The organism is Lapillicoccus sp., from assembly GCF_046595215.1.
GTDB lineage: Bacteria > Actinomycetota > Actinomycetes > Actinomycetales > Dermatophilaceae > Lapillicoccus.
Genome location: NZ_JBKJPP010000139.1, coordinates 1 through 21,933, shown reverse-complemented (window position 1 = coordinate 21,933; position 21,933 = coordinate 1). Strand labels below are relative to the sequence as shown.

Below are 21,933 nucleotides of genomic sequence, written 5' to 3'. Positions count from 1 at the left end.
CGCGTGGAGGCTCCCGCAGGCCCTTGTCCAGAACTCAGCCGGCGTCGAGCGCGAGCTGGCGATCTCGCCCGTCTGCGGCAGACCGGTCAATCGAGTCGGCGCCCGACGGGGCGTCGTCGGCGCGGGCCCTGGGCATGAAGAGCGCGGCCAGGACCGTGAGCACCGCGGCGGCCAGGACGGCCAGGAACACGGCTGACCCGGCCGAGGTGATGACCGTGGGGTCGGACTCCCCGCCGCTCGAGGCGCCGATGATGCCGTTCGCCACGGCGCCGAAGATGGCGATCCCGACCGCGCTGCCGATGGAGCGGGCAAACATGTTCGTGCCGGTCACGACGCCCCGCTCGTCCCAGTCGACACTGGCCTGCGCGGAGATCAGGCCCGGGGTGGCGACGAGGCCCATGCCGAGGCCGATGACGAAGCAGCTCGCGGCCACGACGGCCAGCATGGGGGTGTGGGCGAAGAACGCGAGGGCGGCCGCGCCGCCGACGACGAACACCATGCCGATGAGGATGGTCGGGCGGAATCCCCGCCGCAGGTAGATCCGTCCCGAGAACGTCGCGGCCAGCGGCCACCCCAGGGTGAGCGCGGCCAACGCCAGACCGGCGACGAGCGGCGGGGACCCGATGGCGCTCTCGAGGTAGGTGGGGACGTAGGAGGTGAGTCCGATGAGGATCGCGCCGACGCCGAGGGCGAGAAGGCTGGTGGTGAGCAGCAGGCGGCGACTGAGCACCCACAACGGGAGCACGGGCTCGGCGGCGCGCTTCTCGGCAAGGACGAAGCCGACGAGGAGCGCGGCGCCGGTCGCGAAGATGGCGATGCTCGTGGGAGATCCCCATGCCCACGCCTGCCCACCCTCGAGCACGCCGAGGATGATCAGCGTCATCGAGATGGTGAGGAGGATCGCCCCCGCGTAGTCGATCCGATGGGGACGACGCTCGACCTGCTCGTGGAAGTTGCGGACCAGGAGGAAGCCGGCTAGAAGGCAGAGCGGCACGTTGACGAAGAAGATCCAGCGCCAGAGATTCAGCTGCGAGAAGAGGCCGCCGAGGGTTGGCCCGACCACGGACGAGACGGCCCACACGCTGGCGAGGTAGCCCTGGGTCCGCGCTCGTTCCGCGACCGTGTAGATGTCACCGGCGATGGTGATCGCCATCGGCTGGACGGCGCCCGCGCCGAGTCCCTGCACGGCGCGGAAGACGATCAGGGCCGGCATGCTCCAGGCGAACCCGCAGAGGACCGAGCCGAGCAGGAAGAGGCCGACGCCGAGCAGGATGAGGGGTTTGCGCCCCAGGGTGTCGGCGAGCTTGGCGTAGACCGGCACCGAGACCGCCTGCGCGAGCAGGTAGACCGAGAAGAGCCAGGGGAAGAGCGCGAAACCGCCGAGGTCCTTGACGATGGACGGCACCGCGGTCGCGAGGATGGTCGCGTCGATCGCGATGAGCCCCGTCGAGACCATCAGCGCGAGGAGGATCGGTCCCCGCTCGGACCGCAGTCCCACACCCGTGTCCGCCACGACGCTCCTCCCGGGTACGCCGATGCGGACCACAGACGAGTTCAAGGTGTGCGGAGGGCAGATCATTCCCGGTCGTGCGTGCCCGTGACGGTGATCTCGCCCGCGAGGACTTCGAGCAACTGGTGGCGCTCAGTCGTTGACCCTACGGCAAGGAGTGACTAAGTTACGTTGGGTGGGAATCGCAGGTAAATAACTCACCCACAGTGAATCCCCCGGAGGCGTCATGCCCAACCCCGTGATCTCCCGCCGACTGCGTCTCACCGGCGTCCTGTGCACGGCCGCGCTGGCGCTGCCGGGCCTCAGCCCTGCGCAGGCCGCACCCGGGAGCCAGGCCCCCGGGCGCAACGCCGGGGTGGCCGCCGCCTTGCGGTTCATGTCGCTCGAGGAGAAGGTCGGCCAGCTCTTCGTCCAGAACGTCTACGGCTCTGACGCCACGACCCCGGACGTGCGCAACATCCCGTTGTACGGCGTCGCGTCGCCGGCCGAGGTCGTGCAGAAGTATCACCTCGGGGGGGTCATCTACTTCGCCTGGACCGACAGTGTGAAGAACCCGACGCAGATCACAGGCCTGTCCAATGGCCTGCAGAAGTCCGCGATCGGGTCGGGTGCCCACGTCCCGCTGATGATCGCCACGGACCAGGAGCAGGGCGTGGTCACCCGCGTCGGGCCGCCGGCCACGCAGTTCCCGGGCTCGATGGCCCTCGGCGCGGGACGGAGCATCGACGACGCCCGCACCGCCGCCACCATCACCGGGCAGGAACTGAAGGCGATGGGCATCAACACCGATCTCGCACCGGATGCCGACGTCAACGTGAACGCTCTCAACCCGGTCATCGGCACGCGGTCCTTCTCCTCGGACCCGGCGCTGGTCGCGTCGATGGTCGCCGCGCAGGTCAACGGCTACCAGAAGGACGGCGGCGTCGTCGCCGCAGCAAAGCATTTCCCAGGTCACGGAGACACGGCCACCGACAGCCACACCGGGATCCCGATCATCACGCACACCAAGGCGCAGTGGCAGCAGATCGACGCGCCGCCGTTCAGGGCCGCCATCGGGGCGGGCGCGGACATGATCATGAGCGGGCACCTCGTGGTCCCGGCACTGGACCCCTCAGGCGACCCCGCCACACTGAGCCAGCCCATCCTCACCGGCATCCTTCGCCACGAGCTCGGCTTCCGCGGCGTCATCATCACCGACTCGTTGGGCATGAAGGGCGTCCGCGACAAGTACGGCGACGGAGAAGTCGCCGTCCGCGCGGTTCTGGCCGGTGCTGACAACCTCCTGATGGCCCCGGACATGGATGCGGCCCACGCCGCGGTCCTCGCGGCGGTGGCAAGCGGCCGGATCAGTCAGAAGCGCCTCGACGAGAGCGTGGCGCGGATCCTGCTCCTGAAGCTCAAGCGGGGCATCCTCTTGCACCCCTACACCGACCCCTCCGGCCTCGACTCGGTGGTGGGCACGCCCGAGCATCTGGCCAAGGCCGCTGCGATCACCGACCGCACCACGACGGTCCTCAAGAACGACAATGCCACGCTGCCGATGGCTGCGGGTGGCAAGAAGATCCTCGTGACCGGCTACGGAGCCGCAGTCACCACCACGCTGAGCGACGCCCTTACCCGTCGCGCTGCGGTGGTGACCAGGCGCGAGACGGGCGCTGCCCCCGCCGATGCGGCGATCGCGGACACCGTGGCCAAGGCTGCGGGCCAGGACGCCGTCGTCGTGACGACCATGAAGGCCTGGGACACCACGGTGACCGACCGCCTGGGCGGGCAGCAGAGGCTGGTCGCGGCGCTGCTCGCCACCGGCAAGCCGGTCGTGGTGATCGCCGTTCGCGACCCCTACGACATCGCCTACCTACCCGGCGCGAGGACCTATCTGGCGACGTACTCCTACAGCCCGGTCGCGATCGAGTCGGCCGTCCGGGTCATCACCGGTGAGGTCGCACCGACGGGCAAGCTGCCCGTCGTCATCCCGGTCGCGGGTGACCCGGCCACGGCCCTCTACCCGTTCGGCTTCGGGATCACCTGGTGACCCCGGCCCACCCGATGCGGGCCAGTCCTCGGCGCGTGGCCCCTGGTGCCAGTGACCACCGACCGATGGTCGCCACGGCGCAGACACCTCTCGGATCGGAGCACCACGCATGAGCAACCTCAACCGTCGACAGCTGCTCGGCGCAGCCGGCCTCAGCCTGGCGGCCCTGCCCGCAGCCGCCGGAGCCGCCGGAGCCGCAGCGGCCACGCCGAGCGGGAGCGCGCCACCGTCGGCTCCGCGACGCGGTGTCACCACCGGTGCGGAGCACCTACGAGCCAGCGGCTGGGCCGCCTTGCGCGGTCAGCGCGTCGGTGTCGTGACGAACCCCACCGGCGTCCTGGGTGACCTGAGCCACGTCGTGGACGCGATGGTCGGCTCCGGCGACGTCAACGTGGTCGCGGTGTTCGGCCCGGAGCACGGGTTCCGCGGCACGGCCCAGGCAGGTGACTCCGAGGGGAACCACGTCGACCCACGGACCGGCGTCATGGTCTACGACGCCTACGGAGCGACGTCCACCAAGCTGGCCGGGTTCTATCGGGACGCCAAGGTCGAGACCGTCGTGTTCGACATCCAGGACGTCGGTGCCCGCTTCTACACCTACATCTGGACGATGTACGAGGCGATGAAGGCGGCCGTCGAGACCGGCGCGCGCTTCGTGGTGCTGGACCGGCCTAACCCCGTGGGCGGGTCGGCGCGTGGCCCCATGCTGCGCCCCGGGTTCACCTCTGGAGTGGGCAGGAAGGAGATCGTCCAGCAGCACGGCATGACGGTGGGTGAGCTGGCCCGGTTCTTCGACGGGGAGTTCCTGCAGGCCGAAGTCGGAGCACGGCTGTCCGAGCTCACCGTCCTCGAGGTGACGGGCTGGCGCCGAGAGCAGACGTTCGCCGACACCGGCCTCACCTGGGTCATGCCCAGCCCGAACATGCCCACCCCGGACACGGCGCTCCTCTATGCGGGCACCTGCCTCTTCGAGGCCACGAACCTGTCCGAGGGGCGTGGGACGACGCGGCCCTTCGAGCTCATCGGAGCCCCCTACATCGACCATCGGTGGGCGGAGGCGCTGAACACGCTGAAGATCCCGGGCGTCCGGTTCCGGGAGGCCTACTTCACCCCGACGTTCAGCAAGCACGCCACCAAGGTCTGCGGCGGCGTCCAGGTGCACGTCACCGACCCGACCAAAGTCGAGGCGATCACCGTCGCGACACACATGATGGTCGAGGCGAAGCGGCTGTATGCCGGGTTCGACTGGCGTGGCGACGCCGGACGCTGGATCGACCTGCTCACCGGTTCGACCCGATTCCGCGACATGCTGATGACTGGCGCGCCGGCGGCCGAGATCGTCAACGCCTGGCGCACGGAGCTTTCCGAGTGGAACCGCCGAGGCCAGCAGTACCTTCTCTACCCGGGTTCGCTCGGATGAGGGTGCCCCGACGGAGTCTCGTCATCGCGTTCGTCAGCGTTGCCCTGGCCGGCGCGTCGCTCCTCACGCCGTTGACCGCGTCAGCCAAGGACGCACCCGTGGCCCGCTTCGACCGGCCCTTCGAGGGCTTCGCCAGCCCGAGGACGGTCCTGACGGACAGCACGCCGGCCGCCGCGGGGCTCGACGCCAGGCCGATCGAGGACGCCCTGACCCAGATCGCTGGCTGGGAGGAGCCGTCGGGCAGTACGCGCCCCCTGTATGCCGGTGCCGTCACGTTGCTGGGGCACGATGGTCACGTCGTGGCCCGCGAAGCCAGCGGCTACGCCCTGCGCTACGCCGACGGCGCCGGGACGGAGCTGCCGCGAGAGCAGTGGGTCCCCATGCGCGAGGACACGATCTTCGACATGGCGTCGGTCTCGAAGCTGTTCACCTCGATCCTGGTCGTGCAACAGATCGAGCGAGGCGCCATCCGGCTCGAGGAGCCCGTGGCCACCTACCTGCCCGCCTTCGGGGCCAACGGCAAGGGCGCCATCACGGTGCGCCAGCTGCTCACGCACACCTCGGGACTCAAGCCGTGGATGCCCCTCTGGAGCGGATGGCCGGACAAGGCGTCGCGGATCCAGGCGGTGATGGACGTCGCGCCGACCTCACCGCCCGGGACGACCTACGTCTACAGCGACCTCAACCTCATCACCCTCGGCGTCCTGCTCGAACGGCAGACCGGCAGGGGGCTCGACCAGCTCGTCCGCGAGCGGATCACGGCCCCGCTGCGGATGACGGACACCGGATACAACCCCGACCCCTCGCTGCGGCCGCGGATCGCCGCGACGGAGTTCGAGGCCAGCCCGTCCCGGGGGATGGTCCGGGGGGAGGTCCACGACGAGAACGCGTGGTCCCTCGGTGGGGTCGCCGGTCACGCCGGGATCTTCTCGACGGCACAGGACATGGCGGTGCTCGCCCAGACCATGCTCAACGGAGGCACCTATGCCGGCCGCCGCATCCTGTCGACGGAGAGCGTCACAAGGATGATCACCAACGACAACCAGGCCTTCCCCGACCATTCCCACGGCCTGGGATTCGAGCTGGACCAACGCTGGTACATGGGTGGCCTGTCGAGCCCGACGACCGCGGGTCACACGGGATACACCGGCACCTCGATCGTCATCGACACCATGTCGCGCTCGTTCGCGATCGTGCTGTCCAACCGCGTTCACCCGAGCCGCACCTGGGGCAGCAGCAACCCTGCCCGTCGAGCGGCCGCGCAAGGACTGGCGCTCGCGCTGGGCGTGGAGCCGCGACATGGTGCCACCGCGTGGTTCAGCGGCACGAACGACGCCACGACCGTGACCCATACCACCAGGACCCTCACCACCAGGACCCTCGACGTCCCCAGCCGGGCGTCCCTCGTGTTCGACCTGTTCGTGGACACCCCCTCGTCCGACCCGATGAGCCTGGAGTCCTCGACCGACGAGGGGACGACCTGGCATCCGGTGCCGTTTACGGTCCGTGACCGAGAGACGGTGTCGCAGAGCGACGGCTCGATCGCCATCAGTGGGACGAGACGCTGGCTGCGGGCGCGCGCCGATCTGCCGGCCGGTCCACAGCGCCTGCGGTGGCGTGTCACGAGTGACGCGAACGATGTCGCTCGAGGGGTCTACGTCGACGACGTGCGCGTCGCCGGTGAGCGGGGCGTCGTGCTGGACGGGGAGCGACACCCGGAGACCATGGTCGCGCTCGGCTGGACGCAAGCGCGCAGGTGACCGCACGTGACGCCGCGCAGCCGCGCCGTCCATCGATGTCGGTATGTAAGTTATTCACAGAGTTGACAAGCCCGCGGGAGTAACTAACATGGGATGGTGACCCATGGAGCAGCCCCACCGCAGCCCGAGGCATCCGTGAGCGCCCCGACCGAGGAACGCCATCCGGACACCGAAGCGATCGACTCGATGAGCACGTTGGAGCTGGTCCAGACGATCAACAGCGAGGATGCCCGCGTCGCGACGGCGGTGGCGCAGGTCCTTCCGGAGCTCGCCGTCGCGGTGGACCTCGCGGTGGAGCGGATCCGTGCCGGAGGGACCGTGCACTACTTCGGTGCCGGGACCTCCGGGCGCCTGGCGGTGATCGACGCGGCCGAGCTGATGCCGACCTTCAACGCCCCGGACGGGCTCTTCGTGGCCCACCAGGCCGGGGGAGCGGAGGCGTTGCTTCGGGCCGTCGAGAACGTCGAGGACGACGCCGATCTCGGTGCCGCTGATGCGTCCGTGATCCGACCCCTCGACGTCGTCATCGGGATCACCGCCTCCGGCCGGACGCCGTACGTCGCGGGGGCGCTGTCGGTGGCCCGCGCGCGGGGAGCGCTGACCGTCCTCGTCACCGCAAACCCCCGGGCCGAGCTCGCCGGCCAGGTCCAGCACCTCCTGGCCGTCGACACCGGCCCCGAAGTCATCGCCGGCTCGACCCGGCTCAAGGCGGGCACGGCGCAGAAGCTCGTACTGAACAGCTTCTCCACCTGCGTCATGGTCCGGTTGGGGCACACCTGGTCCAACCTGATGGTGGACGTCGTGGCCACCAACGCGAAGCTGCGCGGGCGGGTGATCCGGATCCTGCGCGAGGCCAGCGGGGCTGACGAGGTGGATGCTCGCAAGGCACTCGAGCTGACCCGCGGCGAGCTCAAACCCGCTCTGGTCGTGCTCATGGCCGGGGTCGACCCGGACACCGCCAAGGCGTCGCTGGAGCAGAGTCAGGGGTCGGTTTCAGGTGCCATGCGATCGTTGCAGCCCGAGGACGGCCCAACAATCGACCGACAGGAGATCGCCCGATGAGCAGCGCCCACCATCGGCACCTCGCCGTCCTCGCGCTGGCTTCAGCCGTGGCCGCCCTTGCTGCCTGCTCGCCCTCCGGCCCCTCGAGCGGCGCCGCCGGCGCCGGACGCAGCCAGGACGTGACCCTTTCGGTGTGGTCGTGGCGGACGGAGGACGTCGCGGCATACACCGCCATCTTCGCCGTCTACGAGAAGGAGCACCCGGGGACGAAAATCGACTTCACGTCCTTCAAGAACACCGAGTACAACCTGATCCTCACGACCGGCCTGGCCGGATCGAAGGGCCCCGACGTCGCGCAGGTGCGGTCCTACGGGCAGCTGCAGCCGACCATCGCGTCCAAGAGTCTCCTGCCCCTCGACGGGGTCGTTGACCTGAGCAGCTGGGACGCCAACGTCGTCAAGAGCGCCAAGGGCAAGGATGACGGCAAACTGTATGCCGTTCCGCTGGCCCAGCAGACGCTGCAGATGTTCTACAACAAGGACATCTTCGCCGAGAACGGCCTCACGCCGCCCACGACCTGGGCCGAGTTCATGACGGCCAACGAGACGCTCAAGAACCACGGCGTCACGCCGATCGCCGTGGGCGCGAAGGACTCCTGGACGCTCCCGATCGTGCACCAGGTGCTCGCGGCCCCCCGCTTCGGGGGCAGCGTGTTCGAGAAGGCGGTCGCGACCGGTCAGAAGACCTTCAACGACCCCGACTGGGTGGCGTCCGTGGACGTGGTCAACGCCCTCAAGCCATACCTGCCGGAGAGCGCCGTCGGGGTGGCCTACACCGACGCCCAGATCCTGTTCACCTCGGGCAAGGCAGCCATGTTCCCCGGCGGCTCCTTCGAGCTCGGGTTCTTCGAGAAGCAGAACCCGGGGCTGAAGATGGGCGTGTTCGAGGTGCCGGCGCCGCAGGGCTCGCCGTCGACGGCCCCGACCACCACCGGCTATGCCGACGGCGCCTTCGGTGTCTCGGCCAAGAGCGACGCCCAGGATGCCAGCAAGGAGCTGGTGAAGTGGATGGCCACCAAGGAGTTCGGTCAGCTCGTCGCGGACAAGGTCAAACAGCTCTCCGCGGTGCCCGGCGTCAGCTACTCCGACCCGCTGCTGAAGCAGATGGCCGACAACTACGCCAAGAACCCCACGCCGTACCTCCTGCTCGTCGACTTCCGTTACGGCACGCCGTCGGGGACGGACCTGCTCGGCACCGGAGTCCAGGAGATGTTGTTGGGGAAGAAGGACGCGTCCGCGATCAGCACCGACCTGCAGACCGGCGTGTCGCAGTGGTTCAAGCCCACGCCGTAGCAACGGATGTCACGACGTAGCGGGCTCTTCTTCGTCGCCCCGGCGCTCCTGTTGTTTGGTGTCTTCGTGCTCTATCCGATGGCCTCGGCATTGAGCTATGCGTTCTTCGACTGGCAGGGAACCACGCGTGGCGGGTTCGTCGGACTCGGCAACTTCGTGGTCCTCTTCACCCAGGAACCGTTCACGACCCAGCTGCCCCGGGCGTTCGGGCACAACATCGCCTTCTTCGTGGGGACGATGCTTATCCAGAACACCCTCGGCCTGGGCATCGCGGTGCTGCTGCACGCCCGGGCGCGCACGCGCCGGGTGCTGCAGACGCTCTACGCGATGCCCTACCTGGTCAGTCCGATCGTCATCGGCTACCTGTGGACGCTGCTGCTCTCGCCCACCTTCGGGCCGCTCAATGCGTTGCTGCGCACCATCGGTCTGGAGTCCCTGGCCCTGCCGTGGTTGGGTGACCCCTCGACCGCCCTCTGGGTGGTGGTGCTCGTGAGCGCCTGGCAGTGGGTCGGCTTCCCCGTCCTCCTCTACGGCGCAGCGCTTGGTGGGGTGCCCGAGGAGCTCGCGGAGGCTGCGCGGGTCGACGGCGCGAGCCACTGGCAGACCTTCCGCTCGATCGTCTTCCCGCTGCTGGTGCCCGCCATCGGTACGGTCAGCATCCTCACCTTCATCTTCGCCATGGAGGCCTTCGCCCTGCCCTACGCCTTTGGCGGTTCGACCGGCAACCCGGCAGGCGCCACCGACTTCATCTCGCTGCTGTTCTATCGGACGGCCTTCGAGAACGGGTCGACCAACGCCATCGGCAGCTCGTCCGCCATCGCCGGGCTGCTCTTCGTGGTGATCTTCGGGGGCGCCGTCGCGGCCACCCGGGTGCTGCGCCGACACCAGGACAGGGTCGCCGGATGACCACGACCCTGCGCAGGCCGGACGTCACGGCCGGGAGCGCGTCCTCGGAAGCGGCGCGGCGTCGTGGGCGGCGTCCGGTCGGTGGCCGCACGGGGAGCGTGGCCTTGTGGGTCTACGCCATCGCGGCGCTCATCCCCCTGATGCTCATGGTGGCCAACTCGTTCCGGACCACCTCCAGCCTCTACTCCGACCCGCTCGGCGCGCCGTGGCCGCTCAAGCTCGACAGCTATGCCAAGGCGTGGACCGAGGGCCGCTTCGGGGAGTACTTCACCAACTCCCTGCTGGTGACCGTGGGCGCCGTCGCGCTGTCCACGACAGTCTCGACCATGGCGGCATACGGGTTGGCTCGCAGCCGCTCGCGCCTCCTCACCATGCTGGAGTCGGTGTTCATCAGCGGCCTCATGCTGCCCATCCACCTGGCGATCCTGCCGATCTTCTACCTGCTCGACGGCTTTGGCCTCGTGGACTCCCGGCTCGGGCTCATGCTCGTGTATGCCGCGGCCGGGGTGCCGTTCTCGATCTTCGTGCTGACGACGTTCTTCCGGCAGCTGCCGCCAGAGCTCGAGGAGGCTGCCCGGATCGACGGCGCCAACAGCTGGCAGATGTTCGTGCGGATCATGGTCCCGATGGTGCGTCCCGCGGTGGCGACAGTCGTGGTGTTCCGCTTCGTGCCGATCTGGAACGACTTCCTCTTTCCGTTGGTGCTGTTGCGGACCCGGGAGAAATACACCGTCCCGGTCGGCCTGACCACCTTCTTCGGTGAGTACGCCACCGACTGGTCGTCGCTGTTCGCCGGCCTCGTGATCGCGACCGTGCCGCTGATCATTCTCTTCCTCGTGGCGACCAAGCAGATCGTCGCCGGCCTGACTGCCGGCATGAGCAAGTGAGCACCACACGGGGACCTGACTGACGGCGTCTGGACCGTGCTCCCGCTCAGAGGTCCGCGGTCAGCCGAGCTGCCAGGACCGCTTCGACAGGCCGAACCAGAACCCGTCGATGACGCTCCTGCTCGCCGTGCCGCCCGAGGCGTGGGCCGCGCCCAGCGCGACGAACAGCGGCGCGAAGTGCTCGGTGCGGGGGTGGGCCATGTGGGCCGCCGGCGCCTTGTCGAGGAAGTCGAGCAGCGCGTCGACGTCCTCGTGCTCCATGGCCTCCCTGGCCCAGGCGTCGAACTCGGCCGACCAGGCCGGCGCCGCCGCGTCGGAGGCGCGCGAGGGGTCGAACTCGCGCAGGTTGTGGGTCGTGAAGCCGGACCCGACGATCAGGGTGCCCTGCTCGCGCAGGGGGGCGAGCTTCTGCCCGATCCGGAAGAGGGTGCGCGGGTCGAGGGTCGGCATCGACATCTGGAGGACCGGGAGGTCGGCCTCGGGAAACATCTCGACGAGCGGCACGTAGGCCCCGTGGTCGAGGCCGCGGGCCTCGTCCCGGTGGACGGGGGTGCCCGGCGCCGAGACGAGCCCGGCCACCTCGTCGGCGAGCTCGGGTGCACCCGGGGCGGCATACGTCACGTCGTAGTAGCGCTGCGGGAACCCCCAGAAGTCGTAGACCAGCGGCGCGCCGGTGGTGGAGGACAGCACGAGCGGCGCCTCCTCCCAGTGGGCCGAGACCATGAGCACGTTCTTCGGCCGGGGTAGGTCGGCGGACCAGCTCGCCAGCTCACCCGACCAGGTCGCGTCGTCGGCCAGCGGCGGGGCGCCGTGACTGAGGTAGAGCACCGGTGTTGCGGTCATGTGGCCAGCCTATCCCGTAGTAGTTCAACATTCAACTATCGGACACCACGCCCCACCTGAGCGTCGCATTCCGGGCAGAGGCGTTACGGTGTGGCTCGCGACCCACGTCCGCGCAGCGACGATTCCGCTGCACGTGGGACCGGAGAGACAGAGGTATGCCGTGGCTGCAGGCAAGGGGCGCAAGCTCGTCATCGTCGAGTCGCCCGCCAAGGCGAAGACGATCGCCGGGTATCTCGGGGGTGACTTCGACGTCGAGGCGTCGGTCGGTCACATCCGTGACCTCCCGAACCCGTCGGAGCTGCCGGTCGAGATGAAGAAGGGCCCGTTCGGGAAGTTCGCCATCGACGTGGACAACGGCTTCGAGGCCTACTACGTCGTCGACAACGACAAGAAGAAGAAGGTCGCCGAGCTCAAGCGCCTGCTCAAGAACGCCGACGAGCTCTATCTCGCCACGGATGAGGACCGCGAGGGCGAGGCCATCGCCTGGCACCTGCTCGAGACCCTCAAGCCGCGAGTTCCCGTCAAGCGGATGGTGTTCCACGAGATCACCCGCGAGGCGATCCAGCGCGCCGTCGCCGACACCCGCGAGCTCGACACCCGTCTCGTCGACGCCCAGGAGACACGGCGCATCCTCGACCGGCTCTACGGCTACGAGGTCTCCCCCGTGCTGTGGCGCAAGGTCCGCCAGGGCCTGTCCGCCGGGCGCGTCCAGTCCGTCGCGACCCGGATGGTCGTCGAACGCGAGCGCGAGCGGATGAAGTTCGTCCGGGCGTCCTACTGGGACGTCGAGGGCGACTTCACGACCCGCACGAGCGCTGGCGAGACGGTGGCGAGCGACACCTTCACCGCCCGGCTCAGTGCCGTCGACGGTGACCGGGTCGCGTCCGGTCGCGACTTCCTCGACAGTGGTCAGCTCAAGTCCACGGCCGTCGCCCACCTCGACGAGACGATGGCCCGGGCGATCGCCGCGGCGGTCCGCGAGGCCCCGGTCGTCGTGTCCTCCGTCCAGGAGAAGCCCTACACCCGGCGGCCAGCAGCGCCGTTCACGACCTCGACCCTCCAGCAGGAGGCCTCGCGCAAGCTGCGGCTCAGCTCCAAGAACGCGATGCGCGTGGCGCAGCGGCTGTATGAGAACGGCTACATCACCTACATGCGCACCGACTCGGTGACGTTGTCCGAGTCGGCCACCACGGCGGCCCGCAGCCAGGCCCGCGACCTCTACGGCGCCGACTACGTCCCTGCAGACCCTCGCCGCTACACCGTGAAGGTCAAGAACGCCCAGGAGGCGCACGAGGCGATCCGCCCGGCCGGGGACCGCTTCCGCACCCCGGCGCAGGTCGCGGGGGAGCTGCGCGGCGACGAGTACGCGCTCTACGAGCTGATCTGGAAGCGCACCGTCGCCTCGCAGATGGCGGACGCCCGCGGCTCCACCGCCACGGTCAAGCTGGCGGCCACACTGAGCGGTGTCGAGGTGGCCCGTCAGGTCGAGTTCACCGCAAGCGGCACGGTGGTCACCTTCCGCGGCTTCCTCGCGGCATACGAGGAGGGTCGTGACGAGGAGGGCGCCCGCAAGCGCAAGGAGGTCGCCGAGGAGGAGCGACGCCTGCCCAAGCTCAGCGAGGGCCTGCCACTGGCCGTCCTGCGCGCCGACGCCGACGGTCACGAGACCACACCGCCGCCGCGCTACACCGAGGCGACCCTCGTGAAAGCCATGGAGGAGAAGGGGATCGGACGACCCTCGACGTATGCCGCGACGGTCGGCACGATCCAGGACCGTGGCTATGTGGGCACCCGGGGCAACGCCCTGATCCCCACCTGGCTGGCCTTCGCCGTGACCCGTCTCCTCGAGGAGCACTTCTCCAAGCTCGTCGACTACGACTTCACCGCCTCGATGGAGGAGGACCTCGACCGGATCGCCAACGGTGAGGAGGAGCGGGTCGCCTGGTTGCAGCGCTTCTACTTCGGCGACGAGGCGACGTCCGTGACCGGGCTGAGCGAGCTGGTCCAGGACCTCGGCGAGATCGATGCCCGGGAGATCTCCACGATCCCCCTCGGCGAGGGGATGGTCGTGCGGGTCGGCCGTTACGGGCCCTATGTCGAGGAGGTCGTCCCCGTCGGGGTCGATGCCGCGACGGGTGAGCTCGGCGACGACGCGACGGTCCCCGTGACTCCCCGGCGGGCCACGATCAACGACGACATCGCCCCCGACGAGATGACGCCGGCGAAGGCCCGCGAGCTGCTGGAGGCGGCGGCCGACGACGGCAAGATCCTCGGCAGGCACCCGGAGTCCGGTCTCGAGATCGTGGCCAAGGCCGGTCGTTACGGTCCCTACGTCACCGAGGTCCTGCCGCCTGACGACCCTACGGTGGCCTCCGGTACGACGAAGTCGCGCGGCAGGACCAAGGTCAAGCCACGCACCGCGTCGCTGTTCAAGGACATGGAGCTCTCGATGCTCGACCTCGACGACGCCGTGAGGCTGCTCTCGTTGCCCCGGGTCGTCGGCGCGGCGAGCGAGGAGGACGGGACGGCCGTCGAGATCACCGCACAGAACGGGCGCTACGGCCCCTACCTCAAGAAGGGCACCGACTCGCGCTCCCTCGTGTCCGAGCAGCAGCTCTTCGACATCACACTCGCGGAGGCGCTGGCGATCTACGCCCAGCCCAAGCTGCGGGGCCGGGCTGCCGTCGCGCCGCTCAAGGAGCTCGGCGACGACCCGGTGTCGGGCAAGCCGACGGTGGTCAAGGAGGGGCGCTTCGGGGCCTACGTCACCGACGGCGAGACCAACGCGACGCTGCGCCGCGACGACGACCCCGAGACGATCACGCCGGAGCGTGGTTTCGAGCTGCTCGCCGAGAAGCGCGCCAAGGGCCCGACGACTCGCAAGCGGGTTGTCAAGAAGGCCGCGAAGAAGACGGTCAAGAAGACCGCCGCGAAGAAGGCGGCGAAGAAGGCGACCACTACGAGGACGACGGCGAAGAAGGCCTGACCCGTGCCGCCGCCCCGGATCGAGATCGACCCCAGCACGGCTCGGGCCCTGTCCCAGCGGATCGCGGTGGAGCAGAAGGAGAGTCGACTCCCGTCCGTCGCCGCCGGGGTCACCCGCAAGGGCGCTCTGGTCTGGGCCGACGCCCGCGGCACGGTTGACGGACGCGCCGACGGGGTCGCTGCCGATCCGGACACGCAGTACCGGATCGGCTCGATCACCAAGACCTTTGTCGCGGTCGCCGTGATGCGGCTGCGGGACGAGGGCCGGGTCGACCTCGACGACCGCGTCGAGGACCACGTGACCGGGACGGACTTCGGGCGGGTCACCATCGCCCAGCTGCTCTCACACGCCTCCGGTCTCCAGGCCGAGACCGACGGCCCCTGGTGGGAGCGGACGACGGGCGGTGACTGGTCCGACCTCACCTCGCCGTCCCCGGTGCAGCGGTTGCGCGCCGGCCGCCGCTACCACTACTCCAACGTCGGCTACGGAGCGCTCGGCGAGCTGCTCGCCCGGGCACACGGCATACCGTGGCACGAGGTCGTGGCCCGAGACCTCCTCGCACCGTTGGGCATGACCCGCACGACCACCCGCCCCGACGGCAAGGCCGCGCAGGGTCTTGCGGTGCACCCCTTCGCCGACCTGCTCCTCGCCGAACCGGAGCACGACGGCGGCGCGATGGCTCCCGCCGGTCAGCTCTGGTCGACCGTCGAGGACCTCGCGCGGTGGGCGGTGCTGCTCGGTGGCGACACCGGCGACATCCTTCGCCCGGACACGCTGGACGAGATGCTCGAGCCCCAGGTCGTCAGCGACCTCCCGGGCCAGGCCTGGACCTCGGCGCACGGGCTCGGCTGGCAGGTCTGGAACCACGAGGGCACCCGGTATGCCGGGCACGGAGGCTCGATGCCCGGCTTCCTCGCGGGGTTGCAGGTCGACGTCGAGAGCGGTGACGGGGCCGTCTGGTTCGCGAACTCGACGACCGGGATGAAGCCGTTCGGCCGTGACCTGGTGACCATGCTCGGCGAACGTGAGCCGCTCGAGCCCGCGCCGTGGCACAGCGGCGGGTCGAGCGCCGACGCGATCGAGATCGTCGGGATATGGCACTGGGGTCCGGCGGTGACCATCGTCCGCGCCATGGGTGACGGTGACCTCGCGCTCGGCGTCCCGGGGGAGGGGCGGGGTGCGCGCTTCCGGTCGGTCGGCGACGGCTCCTGGGTCGGGCTCGACGGCTACTACGCGGGCGAGCCGCTGCGGGTCGTGCGCGATGAGGCGGGCTCGGTGAGCCACCTCGACCTCGCGTCGTTCCGCTACACCCGGCTGCCCTACGACCCCGCGCGGGACATCCCCGGCGGCGTCGACGACGCCGGCTGGCGCTGACTCTCCTCAGCGCGGCGTGATTCCCTCCTTGAGATGGGTCGCGATGTCCGCATACGGCGGATGCCGTTCTCGCTCGGCGTCCACAACTCCTCACGAGAGGATCTGTGAACGGCACCCGAGACGAGGCTGCGTGACGGCGAGAAGCCGCTTGACCCTCCCCCGACGTGAGGCGGCACGCTGGACGACATGACCGAAGGGACCTGGATGGGGACCATGGGCGCGGCACTGACCGTCGGCCAGGTCGCCGCCGAGCTCGGCGTGACGGTGCGCACGCTGCACCACTACGACGAGATCGGCCTGCTCAGCCCGAGCGGGAGAAGTCGCGCGGGGTATCGCCTCTACAGCGAGGCGGACCTCGAGCGGCTACAGAACGTCGTCGTCTACCGGCGGCTCGGGTTCGGGCTCGACGAGATCGCGAAGCTCGTCGACGCGACCGGAGCCGACCTCGAGGGCCACCTACGCCGCCAACGGGCAGCGGTCATGTCCCGGCTGGACGAGATGCACGACCTCGTGACGGCCATCGAGCGAGCACTGGAGAAAGAGATGTCTGGCATCAAGCTGACCACGCAGGAACAGCGGGAGCTCTTTGGTGAGAGCTATTCGGAGGACTACGCGCAGGAGGCGCAGGAGAGGTGGGGTGACAGCGACGCGTGGAAGCAGTCGCAGCAGCGCACGTCCGGCTATTCCAAGGAGGACTGGGTCGAGATCAAGGCGGAGATGGATGCCGTTGGCGCCGCTCTCGTCGTGGCCAAGCGGTCCGGGAAGCCGGCCTCGAGCGTGCAGGCCATGGACGCGGCTGAGGCGCACCGCCAGCACATCCATCACCGGTTCTACGACCTGACGCCGCAATTCCACCGGAACCTCGGGGACATGTATGTCGCGGACCCGCGCTTCACCAGGACCTACGAGGACCAGGAGCCGGGGCTGGCGCAGTACGTGCGCGACGCGATCCACGCGAATGCGGACCGGCAGGACAGCAGACGGTGTTGAGGTAAGGAAGCCAGGCTTGGCCTGTAGGCCTTCACGCAGTATGCCGTGCCCACCGTGGTGGGCCCGGAATACTGCGTGACGGGGTCCGGCCTCACCCACGACGAGCCCCCCGTCATCCTCCCGACGGGGATCGTGCCCGGCTCAGCCGTCGCGGTCCGCCTCGTTGACGGCCCGCTGGTCGATCTGGTCCTCCTCGTCGAGGGACTGGCTGGCGACGGTGAGGGTGTCGGGCCTCTGGCCTAGGCTCGACGCCGTGGACGAGGCGAGGACACCGGGCGATGCGCCGGCAGCGGAAGGCGAGCGTCCGGCATACGCCGGAGGCCCTGCCGGCCTTTTCATCGCCTTCGAGGGCGGCGACGGCGCCGGCAAGTCGACGCAGGTCACGCTCCTCGCCGCGGCGCTCGGACGGGGCGGACGTGACGTCCTCGTCACCCGGCAGCCGGGGGGCACCGAGCTCGGGGCACAGATCCGCCAGCTCGTGCTGCACGGTGACCACGTGTCGGCGCGGGCGGAGGCGCTGCTCTACGCGGCGGACAAGGCGCACCACGTCGACACGGTCATCGCGCCGGCGCTCGCGGCGGGCGCGGTCGTCGTCACCGACCGCTACGTCGACTCCTCCATCGCCTACCAGGGCGCCGGGCGCGATCTTGGCGCCGACGAGATCGCGCGCCTGCAGGACTGGGCGGTCGCCGGGGTGCTGCCCGACCTGACGATCGTCCTCGACGTCACCCCTGAGGTCGGCAGGTCCCGCCGGGGAGCGGTCCAGGACCGGCTCGAGGCCGAGGGCGACGACTTCCACGCCGCCGTGCGCGAGCACTTCCTGCTCCTGGCGCGGGCCGCTCCGCAGCGCTATCTCGTCGTCGACGGGTCTGCGGCCCCCGAGCTGATCCACGCCGAGGTCGTCGCCTGGCTGAGCGCCGCCGGGGTCCTGTCGTGACCGTCTGGGATGACGTCATCGGGCAGCCGGAGGCCGTCGAGACCCTGGTGCGAGCGGTCGGGGTCCCGGGTGCGATGACCCACGCGTGGCTCTTCACGGGTCCGCCCGGATCCGGCAGATCCGTTGCGGCGCGGGCATTCGGGGCCGCGCTGGAGTGCCCTCGTGACGGCTGCGGAGAGTGCCGGGAGTGCCGCACGGCCCTGGACGGCACCCATGCCGACGTCACCGTGGTCGCGACCGAGGGCCTGTCGATCAAGGTCGAGGACACCCGCGCGCTCGTCCAGGAGGCGGCGCTGCGACCGTCGGTCGGGGCGTGGCGCGTCATCGTCATCGAGGACGCCGACCGGCTCACTGAGCGCGCAGCCGACGCCCTCCTGAAGGCCCTCGAGGAGCCGACACCGCGCACCGTGTGGATGCTCTGCGCGCCGTCGCTCGAGGACGTCATCATCACCCTCCGCTCGCGCTCGCGGCACGTGCGGCTGCGGACCCCGCCCGTCGAGGCGGTGGCCGCGCTGCTCACCCGGCGGGACGGCATCGACCCCGCCCTGGCGTCGTATGCCGCGCGGGCCGCCCAGTCCCACGTCGGGCTGGCCCGCCGGCTGGCCCGCGACGAGGGCGCCCGGATCCGCCGGCGCGACGTCATCTCGCTGCCCGGCAAGATCCGCACCATCGGTGACGCGATCGGCGCCGCGGCGGACCTGGCCTCCATCGCCGACGAGGAGTCGAGCGCGTCGTCGGCCGAGCGGGACGCCGCCGAGCGCACCCGGCTCATGGAGACGCTCGGGGCCGATCCCTCGGCCAGGACACAGCCGCCGCACATCCGCTCCCAGCTGAGCTCCCTCGAGAAGGAGCAGAAGACGCGCGCGACCCGCTTCGCCCGCGACGTCGTCGACCGCTCGCTCGTCGACCTGCTCTCGATCCACCGGGACGCGCTGGTGCTGCGCCTCGGGGCCAGGGTGGACCTCGTCAACCAGGACAGCATCGACCTCGTTCGATCCCTGGCGTCCTCCCACCCTCCGGAGGTGTTGCTGAGGGCCATGGACGCCATCGGTGAGGCCCGAGAGCGGATCAACGCGAACGTGCCGCCCCTGTTGGCGCTCGAGGCGATGACCGTGACCCTCCAGCAGCACCACTGACGGCGCAGCGGGCACGGCGCCATGCTGTCAGGATCCCGGGATACGGTGCAGGCGACGCGCGGGCAGGGGCACGCGCCCGCAGTGGACACCGAGGAGCAACCATGACCCAGCCCGCCCGACGTCTGAGGGCGCGACGCGTCGGGGCTCTCGTGGCCGGCGTTGCTGCTGCCAGCCTGACCCTCTCCTCGTGCTTGGTGCTGCCGTTCGTGCCAGACGGGAGCTCGGCGGGTCAGTCGTCCGGAGGGGCCCCCAGTGGCACGTCCGGCGGGACGCAGGCGCCCCCGACGGGGACGACGGGTCTGGGCGCGTTCTATGCCCAGAGGCTCAGCTGGTCCTCCTGCACCGGGGGAGAGTGCGCCCAGCTGACGGTGCCGATCGACTACGCCGCCCCCGACGCCGGGAGCATCCAGCTGGCCCTGCTGCGCGTCAAGGCCCGCAACTCCGGCTCGCGGATCGGCTCGATCGTCGTCAACCCCGGGGGCCCGGGCGGCTCCGGTGTCGACTACGCAAAGTACGCCAACCAGATCGTCGGTGCGGACGTGCGGCGCAGCTACGACATCGTGGGCTTCGACCCCCGCGGGGTGGGCAAGTCGTCGCCGATCGACTGCCTCGACGACAAGCAGCTCGACGCCTTTCTCGGCGCCGACCCGACGCCGGACGACGCGGGCGAGGAGACGGCATACATTGCCGCCTCGAAGCAGCTCGCGGACGCCTGCGCGGCCAAGAACCCGAAGCTCATCGCCCACGTCTCCACGGTCGACGTCGCCAAGGACATGGACGTGCTCCGGGCGGCCCTGGACGAGCAGAAGCTGAACTACCTCGGCAAGTCCTACGGGACCTTCCTCGGGGCGACCTATGCCGACCTCTTCCCCACGCTCGTCGGCCGGATGGTCCTCGACGGGGTCGTCGCTCCCGACCTCACCTCCAAGGAGATCAGCATCGGGCAGGCCAAGGGGTTCGAGCTGGCGACCCGCTCCTACGTGCAGGACTGCGTCGGCAGCTCGAACTGCCCGGTGGGGCGGTCGGTCGACGAGGGGATGAAGTGGTTCCGTGACTTCCTCGCTGGCCTGGACGCCCAGCCGGTCCCCGTCACCGACGACCAGCAGGTCACCCGGCTGACCGAGGGCTGGGCCTCCGTGGGGATCGCCGAGGCGATGTATGACCAGTCCACGTGGCCCAAGCTGTCGGACGCCCTGCGGGCCGCCAAGAACGGCGACGGCAACGCCCTGATGAGCTTCGCCGACAGCTATGCCCAGCGCACGTCCGCCGGCAAGTACACCGGCAACCTTCTCGAGGTCATCTACGCCGTCAACTGTCTCGACAAGCCCGACACCGCCGACCCGAAGCAGGTCGAGGCCAACGCCGCCGAGGCCGAGCAGGTCGCTCCGACCTGGGGCAAGGCGCTGGCCTGGGGCTCGGTGGCCTGCGGTGTGTGGCCGGTCAAGCCGACGACGACGGCCCACAAGGTCAGCGCCCCCGGCTCCGGGCCGATCGTCGTGGTGGGCACCACGCGTGACCCCGCGACCATCTACGAATGGTCTGTCCGCTTGCGTCAGCAGCTGTCCAACGCGGTCCTGATCTCCTTCGACGGCGACGGGCACACGGCGTACACGCGCTCGAACGCGTGCGTGGACAAGCCGATCGACGCCTACTACGTCAAGGGGACCGTGCCCACCGACGGGCTGAAATGCTGACCGGCTGAGCTTGTGGACGGGGTGCCTGAAGCCGGTTCGGAGATTTGACCGGACTTCCGTATACTCTTGCCCCGCGCCCTTGGGCGTATGCCGCCTTAGCTCAGTCGGCCAGAGCGATTCACTCGTAATGAATAGGTCATCGGTTGGATTCCGATAGGCGGCTCCACAGCAAAACCGCAGGTCAGGCCTCCACGACGCCAGTCGAGGGGGCCTTTCCCATGCCCTCCGGACTGTCACATACCCCCGCCGTTGACAGCCGGCATATCCCCCGACGGCACCACCCCTCAAGGACAACTGCTCGCAACGGTATGTCGCGCATCCTTGGCTGTCCCACCTGCACCTGCACCTCGCGTGGTCTATCTGCTCGGCTTCATAGCAGCGGACGCGTCGTTCTCGCACTGGGCAGTACGACGCTGCGGGTCGGGCCGTCGCCGGCGGGAGCGAGCACGGCTTCCAGCAGCACCAGGGGCGGGGCCTGTCCCGATCTCCACATGATGTCGCGGTCGAGCCGGGGTTGCGCGACTCGCTGACGCGGCTTCGTCGCCATGGCGTTCGTAGTCACCTGATCTACAGCACACGGTGGAGTGATGGGCCTCGGCGGGCTGGGACTGTTAGCGCCGTCGTAGTACGAACGGCTGGCACAACTCAGCCACTAGTCCTTAGATGATCCCCCCGGTTCAGCCACTGACGGGGGGGTTTACATCGTTTGGCGCTGCGTATCGATGGACCGCAGTTCACATTTCAAAGGCTTCAGGATCGGATCTCAATGTCTACTCGCAGGGAACGCAGGTCTGGCCTGCTGAAGTCGAAGAAGAGCAAGCTTCTTCTAGGTGGTGGAACTGCGCTCGCCCTCCTCGGAGGAATCCCGGCGGCGCAGGCATCGATACCGGCCGCGAACGGCGTGATCAGCGCCTGTTTCCTCAAGAGCGACGGTTCGACGCGGATCATCGATTCTGCCAACGCGACCTGCAAGGGCAACGAAAGGCTCATCACCTGGAACCAGATTGGCCCGATGGGTCCTCAGGGTGCCACTGGCGCAACGGGCGCAACGGGCGCAACGGGCGCAACGGGCGCAACGGGCGCAACAGGCGCAACAGGCGCAAC

At 69.5% G+C, this 21,933-nt stretch carries 17 protein-coding genes and 1 tRNA gene; 16 read left to right on the top strand and 2 right to left on the bottom strand.

From position 1 onward, the window contains the following. Nucleotides 1–34: 34 nt before the first annotated feature. Nucleotides 35–1,456 (bottom strand): MFS transporter, encoded by a 1,422-nt coding sequence (locus tag ACLL9L_RS12400; RefSeq protein WP_411284981.1) that lies wholly within the window; start codon nt 1,454–1,456, stop codon nt 35–37. Nucleotides 1,457–1,736: 280 nt separating this feature from the next. On the opposite strand from ACLL9L_RS12400, the gene ACLL9L_RS12395 reads away from it, so the two are divergent. The 7 genes from ACLL9L_RS12395 to ACLL9L_RS12365 all read left to right on the top strand — a co-directional run bounded on the left by ACLL9L_RS12395 (nt 1,737) and on the right by ACLL9L_RS12365 (nt 10,869). After that, the gene (locus tag ACLL9L_RS12395) at nt 1,737–3,542 is read left to right on the top strand and encodes a glycoside hydrolase family 3 protein (RefSeq protein ID WP_411284965.1); all 1,806 of its coding nucleotides are present in this window, start codon (nt 1,737–1,739) and stop codon (nt 3,540–3,542) included. A 109-nt stretch (nt 3,543–3,651) separates the two neighbouring features. Further along, nucleotides 3,652–4,962, top strand: a complete 1,311-nt coding sequence (locus ACLL9L_RS12390; protein ID WP_411284964.1) for an exo-beta-N-acetylmuramidase NamZ domain-containing protein — start codon at nt 3,652–3,654, stop codon at nt 4,960–4,962. Further along, complete coding sequence (locus ACLL9L_RS12385; protein ID WP_411284963.1) at nt 4,959–6,722, top strand: serine hydrolase; 1,764 nt, start codon at nt 4,959–4,961, stop codon at nt 6,720–6,722. The genes ACLL9L_RS12390 and ACLL9L_RS12385 overlap by 4 nt, the downstream gene beginning before the upstream one ends. 135 nt (nt 6,723–6,857) lie before the next feature. Next, nucleotides 6,858–7,784 carry an N-acetylmuramic acid 6-phosphate etherase gene (locus tag ACLL9L_RS12380; protein ID WP_411284962.1) on the top strand — a complete coding sequence of 309 codons (927 nt, stop codon included), beginning with the start codon at nt 6,858–6,860 and terminating at the stop codon, nt 7,782–7,784. Beyond that, on the top strand, nt 7,781–9,076 hold the full coding sequence (locus ACLL9L_RS12375) for an extracellular solute-binding protein (protein ID WP_411284961.1): 1,296 nt from the start codon (nt 7,781–7,783) through the stop codon (nt 9,074–9,076). Before ACLL9L_RS12380 ends, ACLL9L_RS12375 begins: the two co-directional genes overlap by 4 nt. Nucleotides 9,077–9,082: 6 nt before the next feature. After that, the gene (locus ACLL9L_RS12370; RefSeq protein ID WP_411284960.1) at nt 9,083–9,982 is read left to right on the top strand and encodes a carbohydrate ABC transporter permease; all 900 of its coding nucleotides are present in this window, start codon (nt 9,083–9,085) and stop codon (nt 9,980–9,982) included. Beyond that, nucleotides 9,979–10,869, top strand: a complete 891-nt coding sequence (locus tag ACLL9L_RS12365) for a carbohydrate ABC transporter permease (protein WP_411284959.1) — start codon at nt 9,979–9,981, stop codon at nt 10,867–10,869. The genes ACLL9L_RS12370 and ACLL9L_RS12365 overlap by 4 nt, the downstream gene beginning before the upstream one ends. A 60-nt stretch (nt 10,870–10,929) precedes the next feature. Here ACLL9L_RS12365 and ACLL9L_RS12360 read toward each other — a convergent pair whose 3' ends face one another. Then, entirely contained in the window at nt 10,930–11,712 is a 783-nt protein-coding gene (locus ACLL9L_RS12360) for a dioxygenase (protein WP_411284958.1), read from the bottom strand. A gap of 160 nt (nt 11,713–11,872) precedes the next feature. Between ACLL9L_RS12360 and topA the strand changes: the two genes are divergently transcribed. The 9 genes from topA to ACLL9L_RS12315 all read left to right on the top strand — a co-directional run. Further along, nucleotides 11,873–14,698 (top strand): type I DNA topoisomerase, encoded by a 2,826-nt coding sequence (topA, locus tag ACLL9L_RS12355; RefSeq protein ID WP_411284957.1) that lies wholly within the window; start codon nt 11,873–11,875, stop codon nt 14,696–14,698. Between the two features lie 3 nt (nt 14,699–14,701). Then, the gene (locus tag ACLL9L_RS12350; protein WP_411284956.1) at nt 14,702–16,072 is read left to right on the top strand and encodes a serine hydrolase domain-containing protein; all 1,371 of its coding nucleotides are present in this window, start codon (nt 14,702–14,704) and stop codon (nt 16,070–16,072) included. 186 nt (nt 16,073–16,258) lie between these two features. Next, entirely contained in the window at nt 16,259–17,062 is an 804-nt protein-coding gene (locus ACLL9L_RS12345; RefSeq protein ID WP_411284955.1) for a MerR family transcriptional regulator, read from the top strand. A gap of 45 nt (nt 17,063–17,107) precedes the next feature. Then, nucleotides 17,108–17,305 (top strand): hypothetical protein, encoded by a 198-nt coding sequence (locus tag ACLL9L_RS12340; RefSeq protein WP_411284954.1) that lies wholly within the window; start codon nt 17,108–17,110, stop codon nt 17,303–17,305. 94 nt (nt 17,306–17,399) lie between these two features. After that, nucleotides 17,400–17,999 carry a dTMP kinase gene (gene tmk, locus ACLL9L_RS12335; protein ID WP_411284980.1) on the top strand — a complete coding sequence of 200 codons (600 nt, stop codon included), beginning with the start codon at nt 17,400–17,402 and terminating at the stop codon, nt 17,997–17,999. Next, entirely contained in the window at nt 17,996–19,135 is a 1,140-nt protein-coding gene (locus ACLL9L_RS12330) for a DNA polymerase III subunit delta' (RefSeq protein ID WP_411284953.1), read from the top strand. Before tmk ends, ACLL9L_RS12330 begins: the two co-directional genes overlap by 4 nt. Nucleotides 19,136–19,236: 101 nt before the next feature. Continuing rightward, complete coding sequence (locus tag ACLL9L_RS12325) at nt 19,237–20,829, top strand: alpha/beta hydrolase (RefSeq protein ID WP_411284952.1); 1,593 nt, start codon at nt 19,237–19,239, stop codon at nt 20,827–20,829. Nucleotides 20,830–20,918: 89 nt separating this feature from the next. Then, nucleotides 20,919–20,995, top strand: a tRNA-Thr gene (locus ACLL9L_RS12320). Nucleotides 20,996–21,535: 540 nt separating this feature from the next. Beyond that, the coding region (locus tag ACLL9L_RS12315; RefSeq protein ID WP_411284951.1) for a hypothetical protein at nt 21,536–21,933 on the top strand (398 nt) is incomplete at its 3' end.